Genomic DNA, 26,361 nt, shown 5'->3' with positions numbered 1-26,361 from the left:
AACGTGCGGTGGGTTCGGTGTCAGCGCGTTCGACGAAGGGGCAGCTTCAGCTGTCTGTGCTGTCGCCGCAGCCGTGCCCTCCTGCTCAAACTTATCGACATGCATTGACTGGTTCTTACGCCATCCGCCATGAAGATAAAGCGCGCCAGCCATAAGCATCGTCGAAAGCATGGCAACAGGGAAGCTGAGCCACAGGGCATCCGGTCCGAGCCAGTCTCTCATGCCGACGGCAACACCAAGCCGCACCGGGTACATCGAAACAAACAGAATGATAAGCGGCCAGATAACTTGTCCATTCGCCCGTACGGTGCCAAACAGAACCATGGAAACGCCAAAGGCGATAAAGCCCCAGGTTGCGATCTTGCCGATGTGCTGACCGATCGGGATGGCAGGGCTGTCAGAGCCCAGGAATATCTGCATGGCCTGCTTGTCGGCAATGAGCAGCACAAAAACCAGAATACCAGTCATCAGAATAGCGTAGAAGACGCCGATCCGTGTGATGCTATTGACGCGATCCCATTTGCCAGCGCCGATATTCTGAGCAGCCATCGCACTCACCGCTGCGCCAAGCGCCATAGCCGGCATCTGAACATAGGTCCATAATTGTTGTGTTGCGCCGAAGGCTGCTGTCGTATTGACGCCTTCCTGATTGACCAACCGCATCATCGTCAGCATGGCACTCGAGACCACGATCATCTGGATGCCCATCGGAAGACCTTTGCTGAAAATCAGCTTCAAGACCTTGAGGTCCGGCACCAGAAGCCAAAGCTCCTGTCCCTTGAGACGCAAAGGCAAATCCTTGCGATAGACATAGATGAGCATGGCTGCGAGGCTGATATAATTGGCTACTGCTGTGGCGAGTGCCGAGCCTGATATGCCAAGCGCGGGAATTGGGCCGATCCCGAGAATGAGCAGTGGGTTAAGCGCTATATCAAGGATGACGGCGAGGCCCATGAATATCAACGGGGTTATGGAATCACCGCTGCCGCGCAGCGCCATCATCAGGATTGTCTGCATGAGAATGGCAGGCATCGCGACGAAAGTTACTTGCAGGAAGGCGCGTGCCAGCGGTTCAATCGTTTCCGGAGTGCCGAGCAGGCCAAGGACGTAAGGTGCGAGGAACCAGCCGACCACAGCCACAATAATGCTGACAGGAATGAAGGCTCCGAGTGTCGTACCTGTGATGGCGCGTGCCGTTTCGATATCCCGCCGCCCAAAGGACTGGCCGATCAGAATCGTCGAGGCCATGCCGAAGCCGAAGACAAAGGCGGTCAGCAGAAACATTACCAGATTGCCGTTTGTTGTCGCTGCGAGAGCGTCTGTTCCCAGCAACTGACCGATCCAGATTGTATCGATGGAGCCGTTGGCCGATTGCAGGATTGACGAGCCGAGCGTTGGCAGAGCGAACAGCAGCAGTGCCTGATTGATGGGCGCGGTTGTCAGATCAATGGTCTTTTTCATCCGGCCTCAATCATGTTGGACTGTATTACTTCATGGTTACGCGACTATCTAGTTCGCTTGATAATGCTTCCAAGTCTCAAACAACACAAATCGCTATCTTGGACGATCCAGTCTCTTTTCGATGAAGATATAGCAAAAACAATGTTCTGGCTTTGAAACTGTCATTTGGCTGCTATCTTGTACCAGAATCAGGCGGGGCACCGTTTCATCCGATGCACCGTTTTGCTCGCAAGAACACAGATTTTCGGAATGGTGTGGCATGATTTCACGTTTTCTCGTTGCTGGCATGACCTTGGTGTTGGCTGGCTCAGCGAATGCTCAATCGGATACTACTCATCCAACATCTCTGGATAAGATCATCCCTGTTTCACAAGTCAGCGGCGTTGATATTGTGCGGCTAGTAGAGCTGCCAAAGGCGCCAAAGAAAAGCGGAGACGCCGCTTCTTGTGATAACCAGGACACCAAAACGACAAGTTCCGAGGCGCGTGCGGTGGAAGAGCGGGGCTGGACCGTGACCGGGGAAGCGAAGCTTGGCGCGTTGCAGGCTGTCAGTTTCGTGGCCGATATGGAACAAGGAACGAGCGGATCGTGCTTGTTGAAAGAAGGCAATCTTGCCTTTTATGAAGACGGCAAACTTGTTGCACTTGCGTATGCCGCCAAAAATGCAGCTCTCAGTCTGGGGCGTGTCGAACAGAACGGTGAAGGCATACGCATTTGGGATGGCGACTGGGTACAGCAGCCGATTGCTGATGTGAAGCTGGTTGGTGGCAAAGGTATTATTGTCACAGCATTACCGGGCGAAGAGAAATTCTGTTCAGGCCAAGTGACGGTACCTAATATTTATCGACTGCCGATTAGTCTGGCGCGTATCATGCTCATTGAACATGGCTGGCAGCCAGAAGAAAGCAAGGATGAGCTGGACATCATATCGAAGGGTTTGCGAGAGATGGGTATCAGCGAGGTTGATGGCTGCTCAGGAACCGGCTTCGGCTATTGCGGCTTCTCCTATAAGAATGCCGGCCACAGCCTGTCTGTCACAACGGTCGGTGATACGCCTTCGGTCCTGTCTTATGATGCGAAGTGCTCGAATTAGAGCGTAATGCGCATCCCGAAAAGTGCGAAGCGGTTTTGCAGAACAAGATGCGCGCAAAATAGATAGAGCAGTTCCAACATTTAATGAAAATTGGAAATGCTTTAAGGCGTGCATCTCAACAAGTTGAGGGCACTGATCTAATCAGTCACGATCTTTGCTTTCACGAAGACATCGTAGCGGGTGCTTTTACCGAGAATCTGATGGGAGGGCTTGCGTAGCCCTGCCATGGGCTCAGCGCGCAGCGGCCATTTCAGTACGACACGGTTTAGCGTGTGTTCAAGAGCCACAAGCATCAGCTTCTCAGAGTCTGCATCGGTGCCGACAATCTCGCGGATCTGACGCATTTCCTTTTTGACCAGAGCCGTATTGCCTCGCGGTGGATGCATGGGGTCAACCAGAACGACCATTGGCTTCAATTCCGGTATCAGCAGGCAGGAATCACCATGTAATAGCGTCATGCGCGCCACGGTTTCCGCATATTGACCGCCTTCAGCTGCAGCGCGCGCAAGGCCTTCAGCCAGCAGCCTGTGCATTTTCTCTGATCGTTCTATCAGCGTTACCTTCGCCCCCAGTGCGGCGAGCAAAAAAGCGTCGCGGCCAAGACCGGCTGTTGCATCCACAATGTCGGGCGTGATGCCACTCGCAAGACCCGCCGCCTTTGCCAGAGCCTGTCCGCGTCCCTCACCGGAACGAAAGCGATGCCCGACGGCACCACCGACAAAATCAACAACCAGTTCCGATGTGTCTATTTTCTGCGACATGGGTATTTCCGAAACATAGCCATTGTTAGAAAGGGCAAGGGGCCGTGAATTTCACATGCCTACCATCCGGGTGATGGAAAGCGACTTCTTCTGCATGAAGAAGCAAGCGGTCTGCTGCGCCAAGTGCCTCACCTTCGGCATAAAACTCATCGCCAAGAATAACATGCCCCAGCGCTTTCATGTGAACGCGCAATTGATGAGTACGACCGGTCAGCGGAAACAACTGCATCCTCGTGCTGTTTTCATGACGCTCCAGCACCTGCCAGTGTGTTTGGGCTGGCTTTCCATTATCAAGATCGACACGATGACGCGGTTTATTGTCCGGATCAATTGCCAATGGCAGATCGATCAGTCCCTCGTCTTGTTCCACCCGACCCCAAACCTCGGCAATGTAGCGCTTCTCTGTCGTGCGCGCTTCAAACTGCGCAGCAATAGCGGCGTGGGCTTTGCGATTGAGCGACATGAGCACGAGACCGGACGTGTCCTTGTCCAGACGATTGATCATCAAAGCTTTTGGAAACTGCTTTTGGACGCGTGTGGCCAGGCTGTCAGAAAGTGCCGGATGACGTCCGGGCACGGATAACAGTCCGCTTGGCTTATCGAGAACCAGAATATCCTCGTCGCGATGAATGATCGAAACATATGGCTCTAACGGCGGATTATAAACGGGAGAAACATCTGACAACACACTCATGACGGCCTTCTAGCACGGACTGGCCATTGCTGAGAAGCGGTGGCCGGAAGCACTCAGCAAGATCATTCTGTGTCAGGCGAGTTGACCTCTTGGCTTTGTCTCTTACTTCCTTTGCAAGTGAGGCTTGTTCGATTGCAAAGAGGAAATTGCTATGACGAAAGTGAATGTAGCTGTTCTGGTTGGGAGCTTGAGAAAAGATTCTTTCAATCACAAGGTTGCGCTCGGCTTGAATGCAGTAATACCAGACGACATGGCATTGACGATTGTCGAGATCGGCGACTTGCCGCTCTATAATCCGGATCTGGACACCGACACTGCGCCTGCCGCCTGGAAGCGTTTCCGTTCTGAGGTGAGCAAGGCCAATGCCGTGTTGTTCGTAACGCCGGAATATAACCGGTCGGTGCCCGGAGGCTTGAAGAACGCGCTCGATGTCGGTTCACGTCCATATGGCCAGAGTGTCTGGAGTGGAAAGCCTGCTGCGATCATCAGTGGCTCGCCGGGCAATATTTCGGCCTTTGGTGCCAATCATCATCTTCGTCAGTCGTTGGTATTTCTGGATATGCCGACTTTGCAGCAGCCAGAGGCTTATCTCGCACATGTTGACAAGCTGCTGGATGAAAGCGGCAAGCTGGTGCCTGATACGGCCAAGTTCCTCGGTGAGTTCCTGAAGGCATTTGATCGGTTTGCTCAGAAGAATTTTTAGCGGCTCTTCAATCCGCAAGCATTACGGTGTCTCAGGCGTGGTCCAGCAGTTGATGATTGTGGGCCGCGCAGGGGAGAACTGCTGTTAGTCAGCGATGTTCGGTGCGATCTCGTTTCAATAGATAAAATGGCGGAGAGGGTGGGATTCGAACCCACGGTGGAGTTACCCCCACGCCGCATTTCGAGTGCGGTACTTTCGACCACTCAGCCACCTCTCCGCATTGTGCACCACGGGTAAAGCGATCCATAAAATCGCGCCGTTGATAAGCATCTAAAGCGAATGCTAAGTGTGTAGCGGCTCAATAACGAGCCAGAGACGATTAGACAAGAGCTAATTTGCATTCTGTTGTGAAAATTCTTGACTTTTCTGCTGCTTCACACCTATAAGCACCAGACTTCAGGCGTGGAGTGATCCGCGCCTATTGTTTTGATTGCGAAATTTCGGGTTTCCGGAGTTGTAATCAAGGGCATAAAGCCCACTCACCAACCGACTGATAAAAAGACGGCCCATCACTTCGGCGCAAATGTCGTGGAAATGAGAGCCGGACCGAACAACCGAAAGGACAACAAATGTTCGCAGTCATTAAGACCGGTGGCAAGCAGTACCGCGTTGCCGCAAATGACCTGATCAAGATCGAAAAAGTTGCTGGCGAAGCTGGCGACATCGTAGAATTCGCAGAAGTTCTGCTGGTTGGCACGACGATCGGTGCTCCGACCGTAGCTGGCGCTCTCGTAACGGCTGAAGTCGTTGAACAGGGCCGTGCACGCAAGGTTATCGCGTTCAAGAAGCGTCGCCGTCAGAATTCGAAGCGCACCCGCGGTCATCGTCAGGAACAGACGACGATCCGTATCTCGGAGATCCTTACCGACGGCGCAAAGCCATCGAAGAAGGCCGCTGAGAAGAAGGCTCCTAAGGCAGACGCCGCTGAAGGCGAAGTCGCAAAGCCAAAGAAGGCAGCGCCTAAGAAGGCTGCAGCCAAGGCCGAGTCGGCTGAGTAAGTAGAAGAGATTAAAGGAGAAATCCAATGGCACACAAAAAAGCTGGTGGTTCGTCGCGTAACGGTCGCGATTCAGAGTCGAAGCGCCTTGGCGTGAAGAAGTTCGGCGGCGAAGCTGTCGTTTCTGGCAACATCATCGTGCGCCAACGCGGCACGAAGTGGCATCCGGGCGCCAATGTTGGCCTCGGTAAAGACCACACCATTTTTGCTACCACCAACGGTTCCGTTGCTTTCCGCACGAAAGCCAACGGCCGCACCTACGTATCGGTAAACCCGATCGCGGAAGCAGCAGAGTAAGCCGGGCACTCATAAATACCGGCGTCCCATTGGACCCGGTATATATGGCGACCAGCCTAAAGATCGAAGGGAAGATGGGACAACCATCTTCCCTTTTTGCATCTGGAGGACAGACAAATGGTCGTCGAAGTTTTAGAAGAAGAATATTACGAGAGCTGTAGCGAGCGGGAGGCCAGTTATGCTGATCTCTCGCCTGGATTAGCAGATCAGTTAGATTGCCCCGTCCTCGTCACGGACAGGCTGGTTCTCCGCCCGCCACATACCGAAGACGTGGATGCAATTTCCTATCTTGCCAATAACGCCCGCGTCTCGACTATGCTCGCCCGTATGCCTCATCCATACACCCGCGAAAATGCCGTGGATTTTGTCGAGCGCGTGCGAAAAGGCGAGATGGGCAATTGCATTTACGCAATCACCCAAGCTGAAACCGGTATCTTTATGGGTTGTTGTGGCATCCACCCGCATAGCCACGGCGAAGGCCTGGAGATCGGCTATTGGCTGGGTGAGCCCTATTGGGGGCATGGTTTTGCCACGGAAGCTGCCCACGCATTGATCGATCTGGCTTTCCGGGCCACGCCAATCGAGCGGTTGCATGTTTCGTGTCACGCTAGCAATGGCGGTTCGCGTCGCGTGATTCATAAGTGCGGCTTTCAGTTCAGCAGCATGGGCATGGCGGATTCACTTGCTGCCGGGAATGTCCCTGTCGAGCGCTATGTCCTTGACCGGCGGACCTGGATCGGCCTGAGAAGCTGGCAGTCATAATAAAAAAGGTCCTGCGTGAAAATCGCAGGACCGATAATCATCGGGGAATATAATGAACGATATTTACGCTGTCGCCCGTGAAAGGGTTGTTGTTCGCGCACTGGATAAGGGAGACCTGCACCGGTTTCGCGCGATCCGCCTGTCTGCATTGCAGCTTGCGCCGCAAGCTTTCGGGTCGACCTTTGAAGAAGAAAATGCCTATTCCGACAGCGTGTTTGCGCGCCGTCTGGAGCAGGTGAACGGCAATGTCATTTTCGGCGCCTTTGATGGTGAAAACCTGATGGGTATCGCCGGCTTGTTCCGCCATGAACGCAGGTCCGAGCGTCATCGTGGCACTCTGGTCAGTGTCTATGTCGCGCCGGAAGCGCGTGGCTTGCGACTTGGCAGGGCACTTGTTGGGCAGATTATCGAACACGCGGCTGAGCACGTCGTGATACTGGATGCGAAAGTTGTGGCAACCAATGAGCCTGCGAAGCGCATCTATTATGAGCTTGGTTTCAAATCCTATGGTGTTGAGCCGAAGTCGCTTTATGTGCAGGGTCAGTATCTGGATCAGGAACTGCTCTATATTGATTTCAGTGATCCTGCGTGGAAACTGAATTTAGGCTGAAAACCTTATGTTTCTGCTGTTTGCAGGACACGGGTTTTGCTGTAATTGCAAATCGGATTGCGCGAGATTGCGCGCAATCCCAAAGTTTAAGACGCACCCAAGTCAAGTTCTATTGCGTCGTAAGAGGTAAGGTTCAATGAAATTTCTCGATCAGGCCAAGATCTATATCCGCTCCGGTAATGGCGGGGCGGGGGCCGTGTCGTTCCGCCGCGAGAAGTTTCTTGAATTCGGTGGCCCTGATGGCGGTGATGGCGGGCGCGGTGGCGACGTCTGGGTGGAAGCCGTCAATGGCCTCAACACGCTGATTGATTATCGCTATCAGCAACACTTCCGGGCCAAGACCGGTATGCATGGCATGGGCCGCAACATGACCGGCGGCAAGGGCGATGATGTCATCCTCAAAGTGCCGGTTGGCACGCAGATTTTTGAAGAAGATGATGAAACGCTGATCTGCGACATCACCGAAATTGGTCAGCGTTATCGTCTGGCCAAGGGTGGTAATGGCGGCTTTGGCAATCTGCATTTTACGACCTCTACCAATCGCGCGCCACGTCGCGCCAATCCGGGTCAGGACGGTATTGAGCGTACACTTTGGCTGCGGCTCAAGCTGATTGCTGATGCTGGTCTGGTCGGCCTTCCGAATGCGGGCAAATCGACCTTTCTGGCAAGTGTGACGGCTGCAAAGCCCAAGATTGCGGATTATCCTTTCACGACACTGCACCCCAACCTCGGTGTCGCGCGCGTCGATGCGCGTGAATTTGTCATCGCTGACATTCCGGGCCTGATTGAAGGCGCTAGTGAAGGTATCGGGCTTGGCGATCGCTTCCTGGGCCACGTCGAGCGTACCCGCGTGCTTCTACATCTGGTGTCGGCGCAGGAAGAAGATGTTGCGAAGGCTTACACCGTCATTCGCGGTGAACTGGAGGCCTATGAACATGGCCTTGCGGACAAGACGGAAATCGTGGCGCTGTCGCAGATCGATACGCTTGATCCGGATGCACGCAAGGAAAAGGTGAAGGCGCTGAAGAAGGCTTGCGGGCGCGATCCGCTGCTGCTTTCAGCGGTCAGCCATGAAGGCTTGAACGATGCGCTACGCCAGCTGGCTGCGGTTATTGATCAGAGCCGGGCTGTTGAAGCCGGTACTGCTGAAGACGAATAAAGCATAGGGTTTTATTTGGTCGCGCATCTTGTCCGAAAACCGCTTCACGCTTTTCGGGATGCGCTTGAGAATGCGGCGAGGGAATGAAGGCATGTTGAAACAACTCAAAGACTATCGCCGCATCGTTATCAAAATCGGATCAGCCCTTCTGGTGGACCGCTCAACTGGTCTCAAGCAAAATTGGCTTGAGAGCCTGGGTCAGGACATTGCGGCGCTCCATCATGCGGGCGTCGAAGTTCTGGTTGTTTCATCCGGCGCTATTGCGCTTGGACGCACGGTTCTTGGTCTGCCCAAGAAATCGCTTAAGCTTGAAGAAAGTCAGGCAGCAGCAGCCGCCGGACAGATCGCGCTCGCAAAAGCCTATGCCGATGTGCTCGGCGGCCACGACATCAAGTCGGGTCAGATTCTCGTGACACTTTCGGATACGGAAGAACGTCGCCGTTATCTCAATGCGCGCGCGACGATTGAAACGCTTCTGAAGCTCGGCGCAGTGCCGATCATCAACGAGAATGATACGGTTGCGACAACCGAAATCCGTTATGGCGATAATGATCGTCTCGCAGCCCGTGTTGCAACCATGATGGGTGCAGACCTTCTTATTCTGCTTTCGGACATTGATGGTCTTTATACGGCACCGCCGCATAAAGACCCGAACGCACAGTTTCTGCCGCTCGTTACAACAATCACACCTCAGATTGAGGCGATGGCGGGTGCCGCGGCATCAGAGCTTTCACGCGGTGGCATGAAGACCAAACTTGACGCTGGCAAGATAGCCAATGCGGCAGGCACTGCGATGATTATCACCTCCGGCACACGTATGGGGCCGCTTTCGGCTATTGATCGGGGTGAACGCGCGACATTGTTTGAGCCAGCGCGTGCGCCGGTAAATGCATGGAAGACGTGGATTTCCGGCAATCTTGAACCTGCTGGTCATTTGCGTGTCGATGCTGGTGCAGCCAAGGCGCTGAAATCCGGTAAGTCGCTTTTGCCTGCGGGTGTGAAAGAGATTGAAGGCCAGTTTGAGCGTGGCGACACGGTTGCGGTTCTCAACGAGGACGGCCGTGAAATCGCGCGCGGTCTGATTGCTTATGATGCGGAAGATGCGCGCAAAATTGCCGGGCACAAAAGCGATGAGATCAGCGCCATTCTTGGCTATGATGCGCGCGCTGCAATGATCCATCGCAATGATCTGGTGGTACGGGGTGTAACCACTAGCGAGACGGAAGAAGCATAAGGGGAAGAGGATGTTGAACAAAGTGGACGCCGGAACTGACATCGCAGCCATCATGGCAGAAGTTGGTCGTAAAGCCAGACAGGCAGCGGCTCCGCTTTCCATCGCTTCGCCTCAACAGAAAAACAAAGCCCTGCTTGCTGCTGCTGATAGCATCCTCGCAAGCAAAGATGCCATTCTTGAAGCCAACAAGCTCGATCTTGCCAATGCTGCGGAAAGCGGGATGGCGGCTTCGTTTGTTGATCGACTGACACTCGATGACAATCGCATCCAGGCAATTGCCGACGGCATTCGCGCTATTGCTGAATTGAATGATCCGGTTGGAGAAGTAATTGCTGAGTGGGATCGTCCAAATGGTCTCCATATCGAGCGCGTTCGTACACCATTGGGTGTCATTGGCGTGATCTATGAAAGCCGTCCCAATGTGACCGCAGATGCTGGCGCACTATGTCTTAAAGCTGGCAATGCGGTCATCCTGCGTGGCGGTTCAGATTCCGCACATTCGTCGGCTGCTATTCACAAGGCACTGGTTGCGGGACTGGAGGCAGCGCAATTACCTGCCGATGCTATCCAGATCGTTCCGGTTACTGACCGTGCGGCAGTTGGCGAAATGCTCAAAGGTCTGAATGGCGCAATTGACGTGATCGTGCCACGGGGCGGCAAAAGCCTTGTGGCGCGCGTGCAATCGGAAGCGCGCGTGCCGGTTTTCGCGCATCTTGAAGGCATCTGTCATCTCTATATCGACAAGTCCGCTGATCTCGACATGGCGCGTGCGATTGCTGTGAACGCCAAGATGCGCCGCACCGGCATTTGCGGTGCGACCGAAACCTTGCTTGTGGATCGCGCGGTGGCTCAAACGCATCTGGTGCCGGTTCTTGAAGATCTGGCTGCCAAGGGCTGCGAAATTCGCGGCAGTGATGAAGTCATAACACTTTATGCAGCCGCTACGCCTGCTACAGAAGAAGACTGGTCGACCGAATATCTGGACGCGATCATTTCGGTGGCGCTGGTTGATGGTGTCTCGGGTGCGATTGAGCATATCAACCGTTACTCCTCCCACCACACAGAAGCTGTTGTGGCTGAGGATGCGGATGTTGTTGCGCGCTTCTTCAACGAGATCGACTCTGCCATTCTTCTGCACAATGCCTCGACGCAGTTTGCAGATGGTGGCGAGTTCGGCATGGGGGCTGAAATTGGTATCGCGACCGGCAAGATGCATGCGCGCGGGCCGGTTGGCGCCGAACAACTGACCTCTTTCAAATATCGTGTTCGTGGGAACGGACAGGTTAGAGGCTGATGAAGTTCGGCTTCGGGCTTTCCGCATTAAAGGCGAGTTATCCGGACGTTGATGCGCAATATTTGCGTATGCCGCATGTCGAAAAGGGCATGACGGTGGGCCTGTTTGGCGGCTCGTTCAACCCACCGCATGGTGGTCATGCGCTGGTCGCTGAAATCGCCATTCGGCGGCTGAAGCTTGATCAGCTCTGGTGGATGGTGACGCCCGGCAATCCGCTGAAGGATAAGCGCGAACTTGCCCCGCTTGCTGAACGTCTGGAGCTCAGCGAGCATGTGGCAAGCGATCCGCGCATCAAGGTGACGGCATTGGAAGCCGCGTTTGACGTGCGTTACACAGCCGACACTCTGGCGCTGATCCGCAAGGCCAATCCCGGTGTGCATTTCGTCTGGGTCATGGGGGCGGACAATCTCGCTTCCTTCCATCGCTGGCAGCGCTGGCGGGAGATTGCGCAGAATTTCCCGATTGCAGTCATCGACAGGCCAGGTTCGACCTTGGCTTATTTATCGTCACGCATGGCGCAAACATTTTCCGATAGCCGGCTAGATGAACATTACGCCCCGCTCCTTGCGCGGCGTACACCACCGGCCTGGACCTTCATTCACGGACCGCGATCTTCGCTCTCGTCGACCGCACTCCGCAAACAGAAATTGAAAAAGTGAATGGTGTAAGCCATTCAAGACTCTTGAAAGAATACAGGGACTCTGCCTATCTTAGGTATGTACGGTGCTTATGAATGCCGTACTGCGTTGTTCTTGTCGGAAAGGAACTACACTGAGAACAGCAATTGAGAAGAAGGCTCACCACGCGCCTTCACCGGTCGGGATGAACGAAACAGCTTTCGTGTCCCAGGCCTTCGACGCGGCTTTGGCCAGTCTCGAAAACTCCAAAGCAGAATCCATTATCCCCATCGACATCCGCGGAAGATCTTCGATCGGCGATTATATGATCGTCGCGTCTGGTCGTTCGCATCGTCATGTGACGGCTGTCGCTGACCATCTTTTGCAGGCCCTTCGTGAAATGGGCTGCAAGGATATGCGGGTCGAAGGGCTCGAGGGCGGTGATTGGGTTCTCATCGATACAGGCGATATCGTCGTCCATATTTTCCGTCCGGAAATCCGTGATTTCTACAATCTGGAAAAAATCTGGATCAACGACGATTTTGAAGATCAGCGCGCATCGGGAACGGTGCACTGATTTGAGCGCATCCGAAACGTGTGGAACGGTTTTCGGATAGAGATGCGCGTTAAAAGAAAGAGTTAGAGCGCCGATCTGATCGAAATGCGCTCTAAGTCGTAAAGAGGACGTGATGCGTGTGAGTGTTATGGCCGTGGGCCGGATGAAAGCCGGCCCCGAGCGGGAGTTGGTCGAGCGTTATTTCGACCGTTTTTCCAAGGCGGGGCCGCCGCTTGGGCTTGAATTCGCCGGTGTGAGCGAAATCCCCGAAAGCCGTGGACAGACGGCTGAACTGCGCAAGGCCGAAGAAGCACAGCGCATCAATGAAGCTCTGGATAATGGTGCTGCTCTTATCCTGCTCGACGAGCGCGGCAAGGCGCTCGGTTCGGAGGTTTTTGCTGAACGCATCGGCCGTATGCGTGATGATGGCAAGCGCCAGCTGATTGTCGCCATTGGCGGCCCGGATGGGCACGATCCTGCTTTGCGTTCGCGCGCCGATCTGGTTCTCGCTTTGGGAGAGCTGACATGGCCGCACCAGATAGCCCGCATATTGATTGCTGAGCAATTATATCGGGCCGCAACAATTCTTGCGGGACATCCTTATCACCGATCCTAATTATTTCATGTTCTTCCAATAGTTGATGCGCCGGGTCGGGTTTTGTAACTGCCTTGTGCATCATTTGAAGAATTGCATGTCGCTCTCATCGACGAATAAAACGCTGCCACAGATCGCATTCGTGACTGATCGTGGTTTTCTCAAGCCAACTCTGGTGGCGATGTGGGGCGTTCTGCGCCACTTGTCTGTCCCGGGTATCATTCATTTCTGGGGTGACGGATTAAGGGACGAGGATTGGGAGGCCGTGCATCGGGTCGCTTCCAAAAATCCTGCAGTCACGCTGAATTGCCTTGCTCTTACTCAGGATGATTTGGACGGGGCAAAAGGGCCAACGGCCTATATCTCTGCCGCATCAATGGGGCGTCTGCATATTCCGACCAGAATTTCAGGTCGTGTTCTCTATATTGATGGCGATACGCAGGTAGTGGGCGACGTCGCCCCACTTTTCGCGCTTAATCTCAATGGATGTCCGGTTGGCGCGGTGCGCGATTGCGTTGTGGCGAAATGGTCTGCCCGCAATCTCAATGTGCGCGAAAAATGTATGCCCCGTGTCCGTGAGTTGCAGGGACTGATGCAGCAAAGCGATATATCGCGCTACTTCAATTCCGGTGTTCTTCTGCTTGATACCGATGCCATCCGCGCAGAGCCTGAACTGCACCGGGCCATGCATGATCTGGTTCGTGCTTCTGCCTGCCCGCTGGGCGATCAGGACCATCTCAACAATGTCTTTCGGGATCGCGTGCATTTGCTCAACCCGGCTTATAATTCGTCGTGGAGACAGGCCGCGAGGCAGCGGCGCCACATCGCCCGACTAGGTGGCGACGCTGAAGAAAGCAAATCCGTGCCGGATATCATCGTGCATTTCCATGGTCCGGAAAAGCCATGGAAACAGCCACGCCGCGACCTCTGGAAACACCGCGCACGCGCTGTCTGGCGTTATCGGCGTGAAATGCACGAATATGTGCAGAGCTATCCTGATCTGGCGCCGTGATAATTAGGCTCATTTATTAGCTTTTGATCTTGGTTGCTCTGTTCGCAATTCTCATGAATATTCACATGAATTGGGAATTGATTACAGAAAGTGGCGTCCTTGAAATCTAATCCAGTCAAGCTTTGGGAAGACTTTTTGAACCCTGATGTCATCAAGGGGAGACTTGTTCGCGCTGGCTTGTTTCTGGTCGCACATGAAATGCTTGTAAGCGCGATCAAAGAAAATCTTCATGCCTTTTATGCGGATTCGTGGTCAGCAGACAAAGGATGGGCGACAGGAGATGATTACCGGAGCGAGGTTTTATCTTTAGATCCAAAATCCAAGGAAGATCCTCATCGTTCGAGTATTGCTTGGCTTAAAAAGAACGACGTTCTGACTGATGATGAAGAAATCGCAATAAGACGTTTGACCCTCGAGCGAAATCGTTTTGCTCATGAACTCCAAAATGTCATCGGTGGAAGCTATGAACCCGATTTTGATACTATGTTCTCAGAAATTGTCGCACTTGTAACTAAAATTAAACGTTGGTGGATACTAAACGTTGAGTTGGAAACTGACCCAGATTGGGCAGGTAAAGTGGTGGAAGTTGAAGATGTTACTCCCGGGTCGTCGATGCTTTTGCAGATAATGGCAAAGGTAGCGTTAGGAGCAGATGACGAAGCTTGGGAACTCTATAAGGAATTTTCTAGAATTCACTCTGAAGCATCTTAACAGTTTGCCTTTCTCCTGAGTTATAAAGATTAAACGTTGCCGCCCTGACTATGGCTAACAATTCCTTAATGCTCTGCGGCTAGTTTTGGCCTTGTTTCTTTCTGATATAGCGCGCCATGAGTCCTTTTCGCCTTTCAAAAAAGTCTTTGCTGTCTGCGTTGATGCGGGCTGGCCTTGTTGCGACTGCACTTATGTCAGGCGCAACGCTGGCTTTTGCGCAAGAAGGAATCCAGCAGCAGCGCGACAAGGCGGCAAGTGAATATGAGCAGCTCAGCACCGAACTCTCTGTATCAAGCGACAAGCTTAAACAGCTCGAAGACGAGGTAGCCAACCTTAAGAAAGATCAGGCAACGATTACGGCAGCGCTTATCCAGTCTGCAAAGACGGACAAGAAGTTGCAGCAGGATATTGCCGATAGTGCCGACAAGCTGGTTTCCTTGCGCGAGCAGGAAGACGGCATTCGCAATTCTTTGCGCGCGCGCCGAAGCGTTTTGGCAGAGGTGCTGGCTGCATTGCAGCGCATGGGTTTGAACCCGCCGCCCGCTATTCTCGTGCGGCCCGATGATGCGTTGGCATCGGTGCGCAGTGCTGTGCTGCTGGGCGCCGTTGTGCCGGAAATGCGCGAGCAGGTGGAAGAGCTGACCGGCGATCTGAAAGATATGCAGCGCGTGGTCGCCTCCATCGCTCAGGAGCAGGACAAGCTCAAGGAAACACGCACAGCACAGGCCGAAGAGCAAAAGCGTCAATCACTTCTTCTTGAAGAAAAGAAGAAATTGCAGGCCCAGTCCGAGCAGGAAATCCTAGCGCAGCGCAAGCGTTCGGAAGAACTTGCTGACAGGGCAGGCAGTCTCAAAGAGCTGATTGACGGGCTGGATGAGCAGATGGCTGGTGTGCGCGATGCTGCCGAGGCTGCACGCAAAGCGGAAGCTGATCGTCTTGCAAAAGCGCAGGAAAAGGCTGGAGAAGCAACGCCTGACGAGAACCGTCTGCACGCGCAGATTGATTTTGCATCGCTGCAAGGAAAGCTTGGATTGCCTGCTGCAGGCAAAACTCTCCGGCATTTTAACGAAAAAGACGGTGTCGGTGGCAACATGATGGGGCAGGTGGTTGAAACCTTGCCCGCTGCCACGATTACGTCACCTTCCGATGGCGTTGTACTATACGCAGGTACATTCAGATCTTATGGGCAGCTCTTGATCCTGGATGCTGGCGGCGGATATCATATCGTGATGGCTGGCATGGGCCGAATCGATGTGGCGCAAGGTCAGTTTGTGTTGGCGGGTGAACCTGTCGGCGCAATGGGTGAAAAACTTCTCGCAAGTGTTGCACCGATTGAGGTGGGCAATGGCGCGCCATTGCTTTACATTGAGTTTCGAAAAGATGGAAAACCCGTTGATCCGGCCCCGTGGTGGTCCGAGCGGCTTTCTGGAAGGACACAAAATGATACGTAAACTGTCGCTGCTGTTCGCCGGGGCCCTGATGGGGGCGTCAGCCATGGTGATGGTTCAGGGCGCGCCTGCCTCCACTGCTTTTGCCGCAGCGGGGAAAGATAGCGATGTCTATAAGGACCTGGCTCTCTTCGGTGATATTTTTGAGCGCGTGCGCCAGCAATATGTGACGCCGCCAGATGATAAGAAGCTGACGGAAAGCGCCATCAACGGCATGTTGACGTCGCTTGACCCGCATTCATCCTACCTCAACCCGGAAGCAGCGCAGGATATGCGCGTGCAGACCAAGGGTGAGTTTGGCGGTCTTGGTATTGAAGTCACCATGGACAACGATCTGGTTAAGGTCATTGCGCCAATCGATGATACGCCAGCCTCCAAAGCTGGTGTCCTCGCAGGCGATCTGATCAGTAAGATCGATGGTCAGGAAGTTCGTGGCCTCAGCCTCAGCGATGCGGTTGAAAAGATGCGCGGTGAAGTTGGTTCGCCAATCGAGCTGACACTTATTCGTCAGGGCGCAGACAAGCCGATCACGCTCAAGATCGACCGTGCTGTGATCAAGGTTAAGGCCGTTCGTTCTCGCGTCGAGAATGATGTCGGCTATTTGCGTGTGATTTCCTTCACCGAACAGACTTCTGATGACCTCAAGAAGGCGATCAAGGACATTCAGGAAAAGCTCCCGGGCGATAAGCTCAAGGGCTATGTGCTTGACCTGCGCCTCAACCCGGGTGGTCTGCTCGATCAGGCTGTCGCTGTTTCCGATACCTTCCTCGACAAGGGCGAAATCGTTTCGACCCGTGGTCGTGATCCGCAGGATGTGACGCGCTTCGATGCGCGCAAGGGTGATCTGGCTGATGGCAAGCCGGTGATCGTGCTCATCAATGGCGGTTCGGCCAGTGCGTCGGAAATCGTAGCTGGTGCGCTGCAGGATCATCGTCGTGCGACCGTGCTTGGTACGCAGTCCTTCGGCAAGGGCTCTGTCCAGACCATTATCCCGCTTGGCGAAAACGGATCGCTGCGTCTGACGACAGCGCTCTATTACACGCCATCGGGCAAGTCGATCCAGGGCAAGGGCATCACGCCAGACATCAAGGTTGAACAGCCGCTGCCACCCGAACTGCGTGGTGAAGATGTCGTTCGTGGTGAGTCTGAACTCAAAGGCCACATCAAGGGCAATGAGGAAGACGATGCCGGTTCGGGTTCGGCCGCTTATGTGCCGCTTGAGACCAAGGATGACGTTCAGCTCAATGAAGCGCTGAAGCTTCTGCGCGGTGAAGAGGCCAATGCTGCCTTCCCACCAGATCCGAAGAAGAGCGTTCTGAACTGATCTGCCTATGAAGGCGATGGAAACATCAAACGCGGGAGTTCAGGCTCCCGCGTTTTCTTTTGTCGCAGTTCAATAATATTGAAACTGTATGTTCTGCCGCATATCAGTTGTGAAAACATTTGCGATTACACGGAGATATCATGTCGAAGCACAAAGGCCCCGTCGATCCTGAAAGCTTGCCCTATCGCCCTTGCGTGGGGTTGATGGTTCTCAACAAGGCCGGTCTTGTCTGGGCCGGGCGACGCATTGTTATTCCGGGCGACGAAATGGATGGCGCAACACAGCTCTGGCAGATGCCGCAGGGCGGTATCGATAAGGGCGAAGATCCGGCAGTTGCGTCGCTGCGTGAGCTTTACGAAGAAACCGGCATGAAGTCGGTGTCGCTGCTTGAAGAAGCGCCGAACTGGATCAATTACGATCTGCCAGCGCGTCTTGTCGGACAGGCGCTCAAGGGTAAGTATCGCGGTCAGACTCAGAAATGGTTCGCCTATCGCTTTGAAGGCGATGAGAGCGAGATTGCAATCAATCCGCCGCCCGGTGGTCATAGGGCAGAGTTTGAGGAATGGGCGTGGAAGCCAATGGAGGAGCTTCCTGAATTGATCGTGCCTTTCAAGCGTAAGGTCTACGAAGAGGTCGTGAGCGCTTTCCGGCATCTCGCGCCATAATTCGTCAGCCCCCTTGTCTAGCGGGGCAACATAATGTCAACTCGTTTCAGACGCGTCGCGGGCGCGTTCTGAGAGGGAGAATTGCTTATGGACGGTATGAGTCTTCTTGTATTCCTTTTCGTTGGTCTGATTGCCGGTTGGCTTGCTGGCAAGGTGGTGCAGGGTGGTGGTTTCGGCCTCATCGGCAATATCATCGTCGGCGTGATCGGTGCCTTCTTTGCGGGCTGGTTGTTGCCTCGCCTGGGCTTCTCGGTTGGCGGCGGTATTATCGCCGCGATCATCAATGCCTTCATCGGCGCGGCGATACTTCTGATTATTCTGCGGATCGTCAAACGCGTTTGATCGCGTATTTCATTTTTTGTAGTGGCCCGGTTTTTTGAGCGCGTTTCGATCTGATTAAATCAGATCGGCGCGTCTCAATATTTGTTTTGGCGCGCATCCTTCCCGAAAACCGTTTCACATTTTTCGGGACGCGCTAAAGACCGGGCTGTTCCTTTTCAAAGTCCTGACACATGACACCGAATTCTCAGCTGTCGCTGGGGCTGGCTCTTACGGCCTCGGCAGGTTTCGTTGATGCAATTGCCTTTCTTGAACTGGGAGGCTTTTTCGCATCCTTCATGAGCGGCAACACCACGCAGCTTGGCATTGCCATCGCTGGTCAGCCCGACGTGATGGGCAACGTCGTCATATGGCTGCCGGCTGCATTGATCGCTCTGTTCTTCGTCGGCGCGTTTTTTGGCACGCTGGCGGTAAGAGCCTATCGCAAGGACGGAAGCCTCGCGGTGATGGCGAGCGTTGTGATTGTGTTGCTGCTGGTAAGTATCTTGCGCCGTGAAGGGCTTGCGCTGGTCCATCCTGTGCTGCTGCTTGCAGCCGCCATGGGCGCACAGAATGCGGCCGTGCAGCCCATCGGTTCTGCACGGCTTGGCGTTACTTACGTGACAGGCACGTTGTTCAATTCTGCCGCTGATCTTGCCGGATCATTGCGTGGCGAGGTTCCGCGCTGGCGCTGGTTGCAGCATTTCGCGGTCTGGTTCTCGCTGATGGTTGGCGCTGTCTGCGGTGGTCTGGCGCATTATTTCATTGGTCTTGATGCGCTGTTTATTCCGGCAATCATGATTGTTGTCGTGATGGTGATCTACTGGAAAGCGCGATAGAGCGGCTTGTTTTTATCGCATTTCCGAACGCAAAACCGGTTCACATTTTTGCTGGAAATGCTTTAGCTAAACAGCGATTTCTCGTTCTCGACCAGTTCCGAAATCAGCGCTGAAACAGCAGTCACGCGGCGAAGTGTGCGTGCGGATTCATGATATGTGAGCCAATAGGCACGGCGGATTGTGCGATCTGGAAAGAGCGGCACGAGATCGGGATCGGCGCGTGCGATGAACGCATGAAGAATGCCGATGCCAGCACCGGCCCGCACGGCTTCCACCTGACCCAGCGCACTCGATACTTCGAAATCCGGTTTCCAGTCACGGCTGATTTCTGCGGCGTAGGCAAGCGACGGGTTGACCACGAGGTCTTCAACATAGCCAATCAGTCTGTGGCCACTCAGTTCTTCAGTCGTTTGCGGCGTGCCATGCTCTTCGAGATAGCTGCGATGGGCATAAAGACCGAGCGTATAATCCACCAGTCTTCGGGCAATCAGCCTGCCTTGCTCGGGGCGTTCCACAGTGATGGCGATATCCGCTTCGCGCCGTGACAACGAAAAAGAGCGTGGCACCGGCACCAGCTGAATAGTCAGGTCTGGGTATTGCTGTGTGAGTCGTGCCAGTCTAGGGGCGAGAAAATTCACGCCAAAACCATCAGGGGCGCCGATACGCACCGTGCCAGACACCGCAACATCGGCATTGCCAACCTGCGCACGGGCTGAAAGCATTTCCGCTTCCATACGTTCAGCCGCCAGAAGAAACTCTTCACCCGCCTGCGTCAGTGTCGAGCCATTGGTGCGGCGTGTCAGAAGTGTTGTCGAGAGTGCGGCTTCAAGCGCTGTCAGGCGACGTGCCACCGTGGTGTGGTTGATGCCTAACCTTTTGGCCGCTCCCAGAATTTGCCCCGAACGCGCAACGGCCAGAAATATCCGAATATCATCCCAGTTCATGGCACTCTCTGCTCAAGCGTATTCTTCGGAAGACCGTACTATAAAAAATGCACAACGGATACGCTTTTCAGCGACTTGCAATTGTGAATTTGCAGAGTCAGGATGTGTTTGAAGAAGGTGGCTCTTAGTGTCGCCTTATTGAACACCACAGCTGGGAGGCATTCCGATGCGTACTGTAGGACATTTCATTGGCGGCAAGCATGTAGCCGGCAAAAGCGGTCGTACGGCTGATATTTTTCAGCCGCTTGACGGCACGGTTCAGGGCACTGTGGCACTCGCCACGAAAGATGAAGTACGTGCAGCGGTCGAAAACGCTAAGGCGGCTCAGCCAGCATGGGCTGCAACCAACCCGCAGCGTCGCGTTCGCATTCTGCGCAAGTTCCTTGAACTCGTCGAAGCTGAATATGACAGCCTTGCAGAACTGCTGGCCCGCGAGCACGGCAAGACGATTGCTGACGCCAAGGGCGACATTCAGCGCGGTCTGGAAGTGGTGGAAGTCTGCCTCGGTTCCGCTCATATGCTGAAGGGCGAATTCACCGACAATGCAGGTACGGGCATCGACACCTATTCGATGCGTCAGCCGCTTGGTGTTGTTGCCGGTATCACGCCGTTCAACTTCCCTGCCATGATCCCGCTCTGGAAAGCTGGCCCAGCGATTGCCTGCGGCAATGCCTTCGTGCTGAAGCCATCTGAACGCGATCCGGGCGTGCCGATGCGTCTGGCCGAACTGTTCATGGAAGCAGGTCTTCCGGCTGGCATTTTCAACGTCGTCAACGGCGACAAGGATGCAGTTGATGCGCTGCTCGACGATAAGGATGTACAGGCAATCGGCTTTGTCGGCTCGACACCAATTGCTCAGTATATCTATGGTCGCGGCTGCTCGAACGGCAAGCGCGTCCAGTGTTTCGGTGGTGCCAAGAACCACATGCTGATCATGCCGGATGCGGATATGGATCAGACCGTGGATGCGCTGATCGGTGCCGGTTACGGTTCGGCTGGCGAACGCTGCATGGCGATCTCGGTTGCTGTTCCGGTTGGTGAAGATACCGCAAACCGTCTGATGGAAAAGCTGATCCCACGCGTTGAATCTCTGAAGATTGGCCCTTCGACTGATAATTCAGCCGATTATGGCCCGGTTGTCACCAAGGCCGCTCTCGACCGCATTCGTGGCTATGTCGATCTCGGTGTCGAGGAAGGCGCAAAGCTCGTCGTCGATGGTCGTGGCTTCAAGATGCAGGGCTACGAAAACGGCTTCTATATGGGTGGCTGTCTGTTCGACAATGTGACGTCAGACATGCGCATCTATAAGGAAGAAATCTTCGGCCCGGTTCTCTCGGTTGTTCGCGCCAAGAACTACGAAGAAGCCCTCGCACTGCCGAATGAGCATGAATATGGCAATGGCGTTGCTATCTTCACCCGTGACGGTGATGCAGCCCGCGATTTTGCCAGCCGCGTTCAGGTCGGCATGGTCGGTATCAATGTGCCAATTCCGGTTCCGATTGCTTACTACACCTTTGGTGGCTGGAAGGCTTCGGGCTTCGGCGATCTCAACCAGCACGGCCCGGATGCATTCCGCTTCTACACCAAGACCAAGACAGTCACCTCGCGCTGGCCGTCTGGCGTTAAGGATGGTGCGGAATTCGTTATCCCAACGATGAAGTAACGCAGGCGCTTCTTCATGTTGCGTGTCCTCGCCTTGCTGCGGGCACGCGGCATGGCGTTAAGGATGGTGCGGAATTCGTTATCCCAACGATGAAGAAACTCCAGGCGCTTCTTCATGTTGCGTGTCCTCGCTCCGCTTTGGGTGCGTGAGATCAAATACCTCCCGCCAAGTGAGAAACCCCGCCCCGCGGTGCCCCCGCCATGTGGCGGGGTTTTCTTTTTCAATGCGCTGACAGGGAGGGAACTGAGTTTCCATCTCTCCGTTAAAAACAAGCATGAAGATTTCCATGCGGTCGTTTGAAGGTCTGTGCGATTCATCTATGTTGCAGGCTTAGTCATCAGCCCGAGTTTTGCAGGAGTGCCACATGAGCGGAAAAATCAACCACCGTATCGTCCTTGCATCGCGTCCCGATGGACGGCCCACGGCAGAGAATTTTCGGCTTGATGAGGCCGCGATCCAGCAGCCGGGCGAGGGCGAAGTTCTGCTGAAAATCCGCTATCTCTCGCTCGATCCTTATATGCGCGGGCGAATGAGTGCGGCCAAATCCTATGCGGCACCCGTTGATATCGGTGCTGTCATGGAAGGGGGAACAGTCGGTGAAGTGGTGGAAAGTAAAAGCGCGGGCTTTCTTCCCGGCGATTTTGTTCTCTCGCATTCCGGCTGGCAGAGCTATGCGGTTGCCGATGCTTCCACGTTGCGCAAGCTCGATCCCCAGCAGGTGCCTGTCACGACGGCGCTCGGTGTCATGGGAATGCCGGGCTTCACCGCCTATTCCGGCTTGCTGACAATCGGCCAGCCCAAAGAGGGCGAAACAGTTGTGGTAGCCGCCGCGACTGGCCCGGTTGGTTCTGCGGTTGGGCAGATTGCCAAGCTTAAAGGTGCGCGGGCGGTCGGTATTGCGGGCGGGGCGGACAAGTGCAAAGCGCTGATCGACGAGTTTGGGTTTGACGTGGCCCTCGATCATCGCTCGGATAATTTCGCGCAGGAACTGGCTTTAGCCTGCCCAAAGGGCATTGATGTGTACTTCGAGAATGTGGGTGGCAAGGTGTTTGACGCCGTTCTGCCGCTGCTCAACCAGTTTGCGAGAGTGCCTGTCTGTGGGCTGATCGCGCAATATAATCAGAGTGGTGCTTTTGACGGGCCGGATCGGTTGCCGTTGCTTATGCGCGATATTCTGACCAAAAGCCTGACTATTCGCGGATTCATTCAACGTGATTTTGCCGATCAGCGCCCGGCCTTTTATCATGAAATGGCAAAATGGATTGCTGACGGCCATGTGCGTTATCGCGAGGATATCGTTGAGGGGCTTGAGAATGCTCCCAAGGCTTTCATTTCGATGCTGGAAGGTGGCAATTTCGGTAAGCTCATCGTGAAACTAGGCTGATCAGACAATATTCTGCTTGCAGAACTGCAATCCGGGCGTGATGCTGTGTCCTGTCCCGGTTCGGGTCTCCGGGAAACGAGTCTTTTCTTGAGGGCAGGCAGATTATGGGTGAGCGCCATCAGGCGGGCATAGGCGAGGGCGGTAGTCCGGGGCGCGAGCGCCAGGACGAGGCTCAACGCATTCTTGAACGACTGGAGCGGGAGCAGACCGGCCCCGAGGGTATTGTGCGTCGTGGGCTTTCCCGTACTGCAAGCCATCTTGCTGCCAATGATGCACCGGAGAACGATCCTATCGAACTCTGGGCCACCCGCATCGGACGCGGACTTGGACTCATCATCACGCTGGCGATTATCGTCTGGCTCATTTCTTATCTCATTCAAAGCCAGGTTTAACATGACGCTTTCTGCGCCTTCGGACGCGACAACCGTTATTGTCATCTCGAGCCATGTCGTTCGCGGTTCTGTCGGAAACCGTGCCGCCGTTTTCGCTCTGGAAACGCTCGGATTTCCCGTTTGGGCCGTGCCGACGGTGGTATTGCCATGGCATCCAGGCCATGGTCCTGCAGGGCGTATTGTGCCGCCCGCGCAGGAATTTGCAACACTGATGCAGGATCTTGAGCGCGCGCCATGGCTTGGCGAAGTGGGCGCTATCCTCACCGGCTATCTGGGCAACCCCGAACAGGCGAAAGCCGTGGCGGGACTGGTTAAAAAGGTGAAGGAGCGCAATCCCAACGCGCTTTACCTTTGCGATCCGGTGATTGGCGATCAGAAAGGTCTTTACGTGCCGGAGGCGACAGCGATTGGTATCCGCGATCACCTGATGCCGCTTGCCGATATTGCAACGCCCAATCGTTTTGAGCTGTCATGGCTGACGGGGGTTGAGCTTGAGGACAACAAGGCATTGATGGAAGCAGCACTTGATACCGGGCCAGCAACCATGCTGGTAACATCTGCATTTCCATTGATGGCGGGCAGCATCGGCAATATTCTGCTCACACCAACCCTTGCGCTGATGGCTGAACATCGTTGTGTCGATGGGCCGACCAATGGCCTTGGCGATCTGACATCGGCGGTGTTTCTGGCACGCAGGCTTGCTGGCTTTTCAGAAGAAAAGGCGCTGCAAAGAACAACGGCGGCAGTGTTCGAGATCATGGCCCGTTCAGCGAAACGGGGTGCCGATGAGCTGATGCTTGAAGCGGACGCCTCAAGCCTCGCAACGCCGATGGCTATGGTACAAACCCGACGATTGGTGCATCCAACCAAGGGATTGCGTGCATAAGAGTTGAATTATAGCATTTCCGAGCCAAAAGTGGGAACCGGTTTTGCGTCGGATAATGCGTAAAAACAAATAGTTACAGCGGTTCCAACGATTCAGTCTTAACTGGAACCGCTGTAAGTGGCAACGGGTCGCAAGTTGCGGCCTCACGTTTTTGATTGCTCTGCGTTTTCGATAGGGATAATGGAAAGTCATGGCTGATATTCCAGATACACTCCTCGCCGGTTACCAAACCTTTATGAGCGAGCATTTCGCGTCTGAAACGGCACGTTATAAGGAACTCGCTGAAAAAGGTCAGGCGCCAGAAACTCTGGTCATTGCCTGCTGCGATTCCCGCGCCGCTCCGGAAACAATTTTCAACACCGCACCGGGCGAAATCTTCGTATTGCGCAATGTTGCCAATCTTATTCCACCTTATGAACCGGATGGTGAATTCCATGCGGCTTCTGCGGCGCTCGAATTTGCAGTGCAGAGCCTCAAGGTGAAGAATATTGTTGTCATGGGCCATGGCCGATGCGGTGGTATTAAAGCAGCGCTTGATACGCAAAGCGCGCCGCTTTCACCAAGCGACTTTATCGGTAAGTGGATGAGCCTGATTGCGCCAGCGGCAGAAACCGTCAGCGGCAACCAGTTGATGACGCCGACCGAACGTCAGACCGCGCTGGAGCGTATTTCGATCCGCTACTCGATCAACAATCTGCGCACATTCCCATGTGTCGATATTCTTGAGAAGAAGGGCAAGCTCACCCTTTATGGCGCATGGTTCGATATCTCGACCGGCGAGCTTTGGGTGATGGATCAGCAGACAGGTGACTTCAAAAGACCTGAAGGTTCGGTCATAGAAGCACCGGAAACAGCAGCATAAGACGAAAAAAGCCCCGAAATTCGGGGCTTTTCTCTGTTCATTTTATGGCGAAACAATGTTCTCGCTTCGCCATAAGTATGATTATTCGTCGATTGCCTTGCCCATGACGGCAATAGCGCGCTGGTAGACCTGTGCAGCATTCCAGCCCTGGATTGCACCATAATTGGCTTCACCCGGCTGGTAGCCAGCACCACGACGCCAGCCGTGGCCGACCAGGAAGTTGGCGGTCGAATATAGTGCGTCAGCCTTCGAGCGGGCCATGTCGATATGACCGCTGCCATCACCATCCACGCCATATTTCAGGACGTTGACTGGCAGGAACTGCGTCTGGCCGATTTCGCCGTGCATTGCGCCGACTGCGTTTGGATCAAGATCTTCGCGGTCAATGAGCTTGAGCGCTGCGTAGAGCTGTTCGGTGAAGTAATCACTGCGGCGGCAATCATAGGCCAGCGTTGCAACTGCGGAAAGCGTATGCTGCTTGCCCAGATATGCGCCGAAGCCGGTTTCCATGCCCCAGATCGCGATCAGCGGGCCAGCTGGAACGCCATAACGCTTTTCGATATTGGCGAAGAGCGCTGCATTCTGCTTCTTGATCGATTTGCCGCGCTGGATGATCGTGTTTGCGCCGCGCTTCTGCATGAACTGCTCAAAGGAGAGCTTGAAGCTCTTCTGATTGCGGTCAGCATTGATGGTGGCCTGAGCGTATTTGGTTTTGCCCAGTGCATCGAGCGCGCGCTTGCCGACGCCGCGGCCTGGTGCTTCCTTCAACGTCTGCTGAAGCCAGGCACTATAGCCGGCGGCATTGTTGCCGCACTGGGCTGCCTCGGCAACACCTGCACCCGTCATCATACCCACTGCAAGAACTGCTGCTGCGGTCCAAGACCGGCCCTTGGCAACCAATGCCATTCGTTTCTCCTTTGGAGTTGATTCTACTTCGGCGCGAATTTGCCATTCTTTACGCCAAATGTCATGTCGGAACAGGACACCAAGTCCCACCATTTCGTTTGTTTTATCGCTAGAATAAGGGAGTTTGACAAGTTTAAGGCTTGAGAACGGCAATTTTCGCTCTGGTTGACAAAG

General features: G+C 54.4%; 29 protein-coding genes and 1 tRNA gene. 24 read left to right on the top strand and 6 right to left on the bottom strand.

The window, feature by feature from the left end; all coding sequences use genetic code 11:
* A partial coding sequence (locus tag CEV34_RS05165; protein WP_094543336.1) for an MATE family efflux transporter occupies positions 1–1,461 on the bottom strand: 1,461 nt, incomplete at its 3' end.
* Positions 1,462–1,720: 259 nt separating this feature from the next.
* Between CEV34_RS05165 and CEV34_RS05160 the strand changes: the two genes are divergently transcribed.
* Positions 1,721–2,554, top strand: a complete 834-nt coding sequence (locus tag CEV34_RS05160; protein WP_007876988.1) for a hypothetical protein — start codon at positions 1,721–1,723, stop codon at positions 2,552–2,554.
* A 137-nt stretch (positions 2,555–2,691) separates the two neighbouring features.
* Here CEV34_RS05160 and CEV34_RS05155 read toward each other — a convergent pair whose 3' ends face one another.
* Both CEV34_RS05155 and CEV34_RS05150 read right to left on the bottom strand, forming a co-directional pair.
* The gene (locus CEV34_RS05155) at positions 2,692–3,315 is read right to left on the bottom strand and encodes a class I SAM-dependent methyltransferase (RefSeq protein WP_007876987.1); all 624 of its coding nucleotides are present in this window, start codon (positions 3,313–3,315) and stop codon (positions 2,692–2,694) included.
* A 25-nt stretch (positions 3,316–3,340) separates the two neighbouring features.
* Positions 3,341–4,009, bottom strand: coding sequence for an RluA family pseudouridine synthase (locus tag CEV34_RS05150; RefSeq protein WP_007876980.1), 669 nt, complete (start codon positions 4,007–4,009; stop codon positions 3,341–3,343).
* A gap of 151 nt (positions 4,010–4,160) precedes the next feature.
* Here CEV34_RS05150 and CEV34_RS05145 point away from each other — a divergent pair, with 151 nt between their 5' ends.
* Complete coding sequence (locus CEV34_RS05145; protein ID WP_007876978.1) at positions 4,161–4,712, top strand: NADPH-dependent FMN reductase; 552 nt, start codon at positions 4,161–4,163, stop codon at positions 4,710–4,712.
* A 127-nt stretch (positions 4,713–4,839) separates the two neighbouring features.
* Here CEV34_RS05145 and CEV34_RS05140 read toward each other — a convergent pair.
* Positions 4,840–4,929: transfer RNA gene (locus tag CEV34_RS05140), tRNA-Ser, on the bottom strand.
* A 352-nt stretch (positions 4,930–5,281) separates the two neighbouring features.
* Here CEV34_RS05140 and rplU point away from each other — a divergent pair.
* The 17 genes from rplU to CEV34_RS05055 all read left to right on the top strand — a co-directional run bounded on the left by rplU (position 5,282) and on the right by CEV34_RS05055 (position 19,150).
* On the top strand, positions 5,282–5,710 hold the full coding sequence (rplU, locus tag CEV34_RS05135; RefSeq protein ID WP_007876949.1) for a 50S ribosomal protein L21: 429 nt from the start codon (positions 5,282–5,284) through the stop codon (positions 5,708–5,710).
* A gap of 26 nt (positions 5,711–5,736) precedes the next feature.
* Positions 5,737–6,006 carry a 50S ribosomal protein L27 gene (gene rpmA / locus CEV34_RS05130; protein WP_007876947.1) on the top strand — a complete coding sequence of 90 codons (270 nt, stop codon included), beginning with the start codon at positions 5,737–5,739 and terminating at the stop codon, positions 6,004–6,006.
* A 117-nt stretch (positions 6,007–6,123) separates the two neighbouring features.
* Positions 6,124–6,768, top strand: a complete 645-nt coding sequence (locus CEV34_RS05125; RefSeq protein WP_007876945.1) for a GNAT family N-acetyltransferase — start codon at positions 6,124–6,126, stop codon at positions 6,766–6,768.
* Positions 6,769–6,820: 52 nt separating this feature from the next.
* On the top strand, positions 6,821–7,378 hold the full coding sequence (locus tag CEV34_RS05120) for a GNAT family N-acetyltransferase (RefSeq protein WP_007876943.1): 558 nt from the start codon (positions 6,821–6,823) through the stop codon (positions 7,376–7,378).
* Between the two features lie 136 nt (positions 7,379–7,514).
* A complete protein-coding gene (gene obgE / locus CEV34_RS05115) occupies positions 7,515–8,537 on the top strand; it encodes a GTPase ObgE (RefSeq protein ID WP_007876941.1) in 1,023 nt (340 codons plus the stop codon).
* Positions 8,538–8,628: 91 nt separating this feature from the next.
* The gene (gene proB / locus CEV34_RS05110; protein ID WP_007876939.1) at positions 8,629–9,771 is read left to right on the top strand and encodes a glutamate 5-kinase; all 1,143 of its coding nucleotides are present in this window, start codon (positions 8,629–8,631) and stop codon (positions 9,769–9,771) included.
* Positions 9,772–9,781: 10 nt separating this feature from the next.
* Positions 9,782–11,065: a glutamate-5-semialdehyde dehydrogenase gene (locus tag CEV34_RS05105; protein WP_007876937.1), complete on the top strand. Its 1,284-nt coding sequence runs from the start codon at positions 9,782–9,784 to the stop codon at positions 11,063–11,065.
* Positions 11,065–11,724, top strand: a complete 660-nt coding sequence (locus tag CEV34_RS05100) for a nicotinate-nucleotide adenylyltransferase (protein WP_007876935.1) — start codon at positions 11,065–11,067, stop codon at positions 11,722–11,724. Before CEV34_RS05105 ends, CEV34_RS05100 begins: the two co-directional genes overlap by 1 nt.
* Before the next feature lie 163 nt (positions 11,725–11,887).
* Positions 11,888–12,259, top strand: coding sequence for a ribosome silencing factor (gene rsfS, locus CEV34_RS05095; protein ID WP_007876933.1), 372 nt, complete (start codon positions 11,888–11,890; stop codon positions 12,257–12,259).
* Between the two features lie 112 nt (positions 12,260–12,371).
* Positions 12,372–12,854 carry a 23S rRNA (pseudouridine(1915)-N(3))-methyltransferase RlmH gene (gene rlmH / locus CEV34_RS05090; protein ID WP_007876931.1) on the top strand — a complete coding sequence of 161 codons (483 nt, stop codon included), beginning with the start codon at positions 12,372–12,374 and terminating at the stop codon, positions 12,852–12,854.
* Between the two features lie 76 nt (positions 12,855–12,930).
* Entirely contained in the window at positions 12,931–13,845 is a 915-nt protein-coding gene (locus CEV34_RS05085; RefSeq protein ID WP_007876929.1) for a glycosyltransferase family 8 protein, read from the top strand.
* A gap of 99 nt (positions 13,846–13,944) precedes the next feature.
* Positions 13,945–14,556, top strand: coding sequence for a hypothetical protein (locus tag CEV34_RS05080; RefSeq protein ID WP_143853308.1), 612 nt, complete (start codon positions 13,945–13,947; stop codon positions 14,554–14,556).
* 191 nt (positions 14,557–14,747) lie between these two features.
* Complete coding sequence (locus tag CEV34_RS05075) at positions 14,748–16,007, top strand: murein hydrolase activator EnvC family protein (protein ID WP_374891554.1); 1,260 nt, start codon at positions 14,748–14,750, stop codon at positions 16,005–16,007.
* Positions 15,997–17,328, top strand: coding sequence for a S41 family peptidase (locus CEV34_RS05070; protein WP_007876924.1), 1,332 nt, complete (start codon positions 15,997–15,999; stop codon positions 17,326–17,328). The genes CEV34_RS05075 and CEV34_RS05070 overlap by 11 nt, the downstream gene beginning before the upstream one ends.
* A 140-nt stretch (positions 17,329–17,468) precedes the next feature.
* Complete coding sequence (locus tag CEV34_RS05065; protein ID WP_007876914.1) at positions 17,469–17,993, top strand: RNA pyrophosphohydrolase; 525 nt, start codon at positions 17,469–17,471, stop codon at positions 17,991–17,993.
* A gap of 87 nt (positions 17,994–18,080) precedes the next feature.
* Positions 18,081–18,335, top strand: coding sequence for a GlsB/YeaQ/YmgE family stress response membrane protein (locus tag CEV34_RS05060; protein WP_007876912.1), 255 nt, complete (start codon positions 18,081–18,083; stop codon positions 18,333–18,335).
* A 170-nt stretch (positions 18,336–18,505) separates the two neighbouring features.
* Positions 18,506–19,150 (top strand): YoaK family protein, encoded by a 645-nt coding sequence (locus CEV34_RS05055; RefSeq protein WP_007876910.1) that lies wholly within the window; start codon positions 18,506–18,508, stop codon positions 19,148–19,150.
* Positions 19,151–19,212: 62 nt separating this feature from the next.
* Here the strand turns inward: CEV34_RS05055 and CEV34_RS05050 are convergent, their stop codons facing one another.
* Complete coding sequence (locus tag CEV34_RS05050; RefSeq protein ID WP_007876908.1) at positions 19,213–20,094, bottom strand: LysR family transcriptional regulator; 882 nt, start codon at positions 20,092–20,094, stop codon at positions 19,213–19,215.
* A 166-nt stretch (positions 20,095–20,260) separates the two neighbouring features.
* Here CEV34_RS05050 and CEV34_RS05045 point away from each other — a divergent pair, with 166 nt between their 5' ends.
* The 5 genes from CEV34_RS05045 to CEV34_RS05020 all read left to right on the top strand — a co-directional run bounded on the left by CEV34_RS05045 (position 20,261) and on the right by CEV34_RS05020 (position 25,281).
* Positions 20,261–21,757: a CoA-acylating methylmalonate-semialdehyde dehydrogenase gene (locus tag CEV34_RS05045; RefSeq protein WP_007876906.1), complete on the top strand. Its 1,497-nt coding sequence runs from the start codon at positions 20,261–20,263 to the stop codon at positions 21,755–21,757.
* Between the two features lie 364 nt (positions 21,758–22,121).
* On the top strand, positions 22,122–23,141 hold the full coding sequence (locus CEV34_RS05035) for an NADP-dependent oxidoreductase (protein ID WP_007876899.1): 1,020 nt from the start codon (positions 22,122–22,124) through the stop codon (positions 23,139–23,141).
* A gap of 104 nt (positions 23,142–23,245) precedes the next feature.
* Positions 23,246–23,533: a hypothetical protein gene (locus CEV34_RS05030; protein WP_094543331.1), complete on the top strand. Its 288-nt coding sequence runs from the start codon at positions 23,246–23,248 to the stop codon at positions 23,531–23,533.
* A 1-nt stretch (position 23,534) separates the two neighbouring features.
* A complete protein-coding gene (gene pdxY, locus CEV34_RS05025; RefSeq protein ID WP_007876897.1) occupies positions 23,535–24,419 on the top strand; it encodes a pyridoxal kinase PdxY in 885 nt (294 codons plus the stop codon).
* A gap of 190 nt (positions 24,420–24,609) precedes the next feature.
* The gene (locus tag CEV34_RS05020) at positions 24,610–25,281 is read left to right on the top strand and encodes a carbonic anhydrase (protein WP_007876895.1); all 672 of its coding nucleotides are present in this window, start codon (positions 24,610–24,612) and stop codon (positions 25,279–25,281) included.
* 81 nt (positions 25,282–25,362) lie between these two features.
* Here the strand turns inward: CEV34_RS05020 and CEV34_RS05015 are convergent, their stop codons facing one another.
* Positions 25,363–26,187: a lytic murein transglycosylase gene (locus CEV34_RS05015; protein WP_007876893.1), complete on the bottom strand. Its 825-nt coding sequence runs from the start codon at positions 26,185–26,187 to the stop codon at positions 25,363–25,365.
* Between the last annotated feature and the right edge of the window lie 174 nt (positions 26,188–26,361).

Origin of the sequence: Brucella pseudogrignonensis (assembly GCF_002252525.1) — a bacterium.
Lineage (GTDB): Bacteria > Pseudomonadota > Alphaproteobacteria > Rhizobiales > Rhizobiaceae > Brucella > Brucella pseudogrignonensis.
This window is presented reverse-complemented; position numbering and strand designations above follow the sequence as displayed.

Coding starts and splice junctions, on each gene's coding strand:
- CEV34_RS05160 (WP_007876988.1), top strand. CDS start 1,721: ATGATTTCACGTTTTCTCGTTGCTGGCATGACCTTGGTGTTGGCTGGC.
- CEV34_RS05155 (WP_007876987.1), bottom strand. CDS start 3,315: ATGTCGCAGAAAATAGACACATCGGAACTGGTTGTTGATTTTGTCGGT.
- CEV34_RS05150 (WP_007876980.1), bottom strand. CDS start 4,009: ATGAGTGTGTTGTCAGATGTTTCTCCCGTTTATAATCCGCCGTTAGAG.
- CEV34_RS05145 (WP_007876978.1), top strand. CDS start 4,161: ATGACGAAAGTGAATGTAGCTGTTCTGGTTGGGAGCTTGAGAAAAGAT.
- rplU (WP_007876949.1), top strand. CDS start 5,282: ATGTTCGCAGTCATTAAGACCGGTGGCAAGCAGTACCGCGTTGCCGCA.
- rpmA (WP_007876947.1), top strand. CDS start 5,737: ATGGCACACAAAAAAGCTGGTGGTTCGTCGCGTAACGGTCGCGATTCA.
- CEV34_RS05125 (WP_007876945.1), top strand. CDS start 6,124: ATGGTCGTCGAAGTTTTAGAAGAAGAATATTACGAGAGCTGTAGCGAG.
- CEV34_RS05120 (WP_007876943.1), top strand. CDS start 6,821: ATGAACGATATTTACGCTGTCGCCCGTGAAAGGGTTGTTGTTCGCGCA.
- obgE (WP_007876941.1), top strand. CDS start 7,515: ATGAAATTTCTCGATCAGGCCAAGATCTATATCCGCTCCGGTAATGGC.
- proB (WP_007876939.1), top strand. CDS start 8,629: ATGTTGAAACAACTCAAAGACTATCGCCGCATCGTTATCAAAATCGGA.
- CEV34_RS05105 (WP_007876937.1), top strand. CDS start 9,782: ATGTTGAACAAAGTGGACGCCGGAACTGACATCGCAGCCATCATGGCA.
- CEV34_RS05100 (WP_007876935.1), top strand. CDS start 11,065: ATGAAGTTCGGCTTCGGGCTTTCCGCATTAAAGGCGAGTTATCCGGAC.
- rsfS (WP_007876933.1), top strand. CDS start 11,888: ATGAACGAAACAGCTTTCGTGTCCCAGGCCTTCGACGCGGCTTTGGCC.
- rlmH (WP_007876931.1), top strand. CDS start 12,372: ATGCGTGTGAGTGTTATGGCCGTGGGCCGGATGAAAGCCGGCCCCGAG.
- CEV34_RS05085 (WP_007876929.1), top strand. CDS start 12,931: ATGTCGCTCTCATCGACGAATAAAACGCTGCCACAGATCGCATTCGTG.
- CEV34_RS05075 (WP_374891554.1), top strand. CDS start 14,748: ATGTCAGGCGCAACGCTGGCTTTTGCGCAAGAAGGAATCCAGCAGCAG.
- CEV34_RS05070 (WP_007876924.1), top strand. CDS start 15,997: ATGATACGTAAACTGTCGCTGCTGTTCGCCGGGGCCCTGATGGGGGCG.
- CEV34_RS05065 (WP_007876914.1), top strand. CDS start 17,469: ATGTCGAAGCACAAAGGCCCCGTCGATCCTGAAAGCTTGCCCTATCGC.
- CEV34_RS05060 (WP_007876912.1), top strand. CDS start 18,081: ATGGACGGTATGAGTCTTCTTGTATTCCTTTTCGTTGGTCTGATTGCC.
- CEV34_RS05055 (WP_007876910.1), top strand. CDS start 18,506: ATGACACCGAATTCTCAGCTGTCGCTGGGGCTGGCTCTTACGGCCTCG.
- CEV34_RS05050 (WP_007876908.1), bottom strand. CDS start 20,094: ATGAACTGGGATGATATTCGGATATTTCTGGCCGTTGCGCGTTCGGGG.
- CEV34_RS05045 (WP_007876906.1), top strand. CDS start 20,261: ATGCGTACTGTAGGACATTTCATTGGCGGCAAGCATGTAGCCGGCAAA.
- CEV34_RS05035 (WP_007876899.1), top strand. CDS start 22,122: ATGAGCGGAAAAATCAACCACCGTATCGTCCTTGCATCGCGTCCCGAT.
- CEV34_RS05030 (WP_094543331.1), top strand. CDS start 23,246: ATGGGTGAGCGCCATCAGGCGGGCATAGGCGAGGGCGGTAGTCCGGGG.
- pdxY (WP_007876897.1), top strand. CDS start 23,535: ATGACGCTTTCTGCGCCTTCGGACGCGACAACCGTTATTGTCATCTCG.
- CEV34_RS05020 (WP_007876895.1), top strand. CDS start 24,610: ATGGCTGATATTCCAGATACACTCCTCGCCGGTTACCAAACCTTTATG.
- CEV34_RS05015 (WP_007876893.1), bottom strand. CDS start 26,187: ATGGCATTGGTTGCCAAGGGCCGGTCTTGGACCGCAGCAGCAGTTCTT.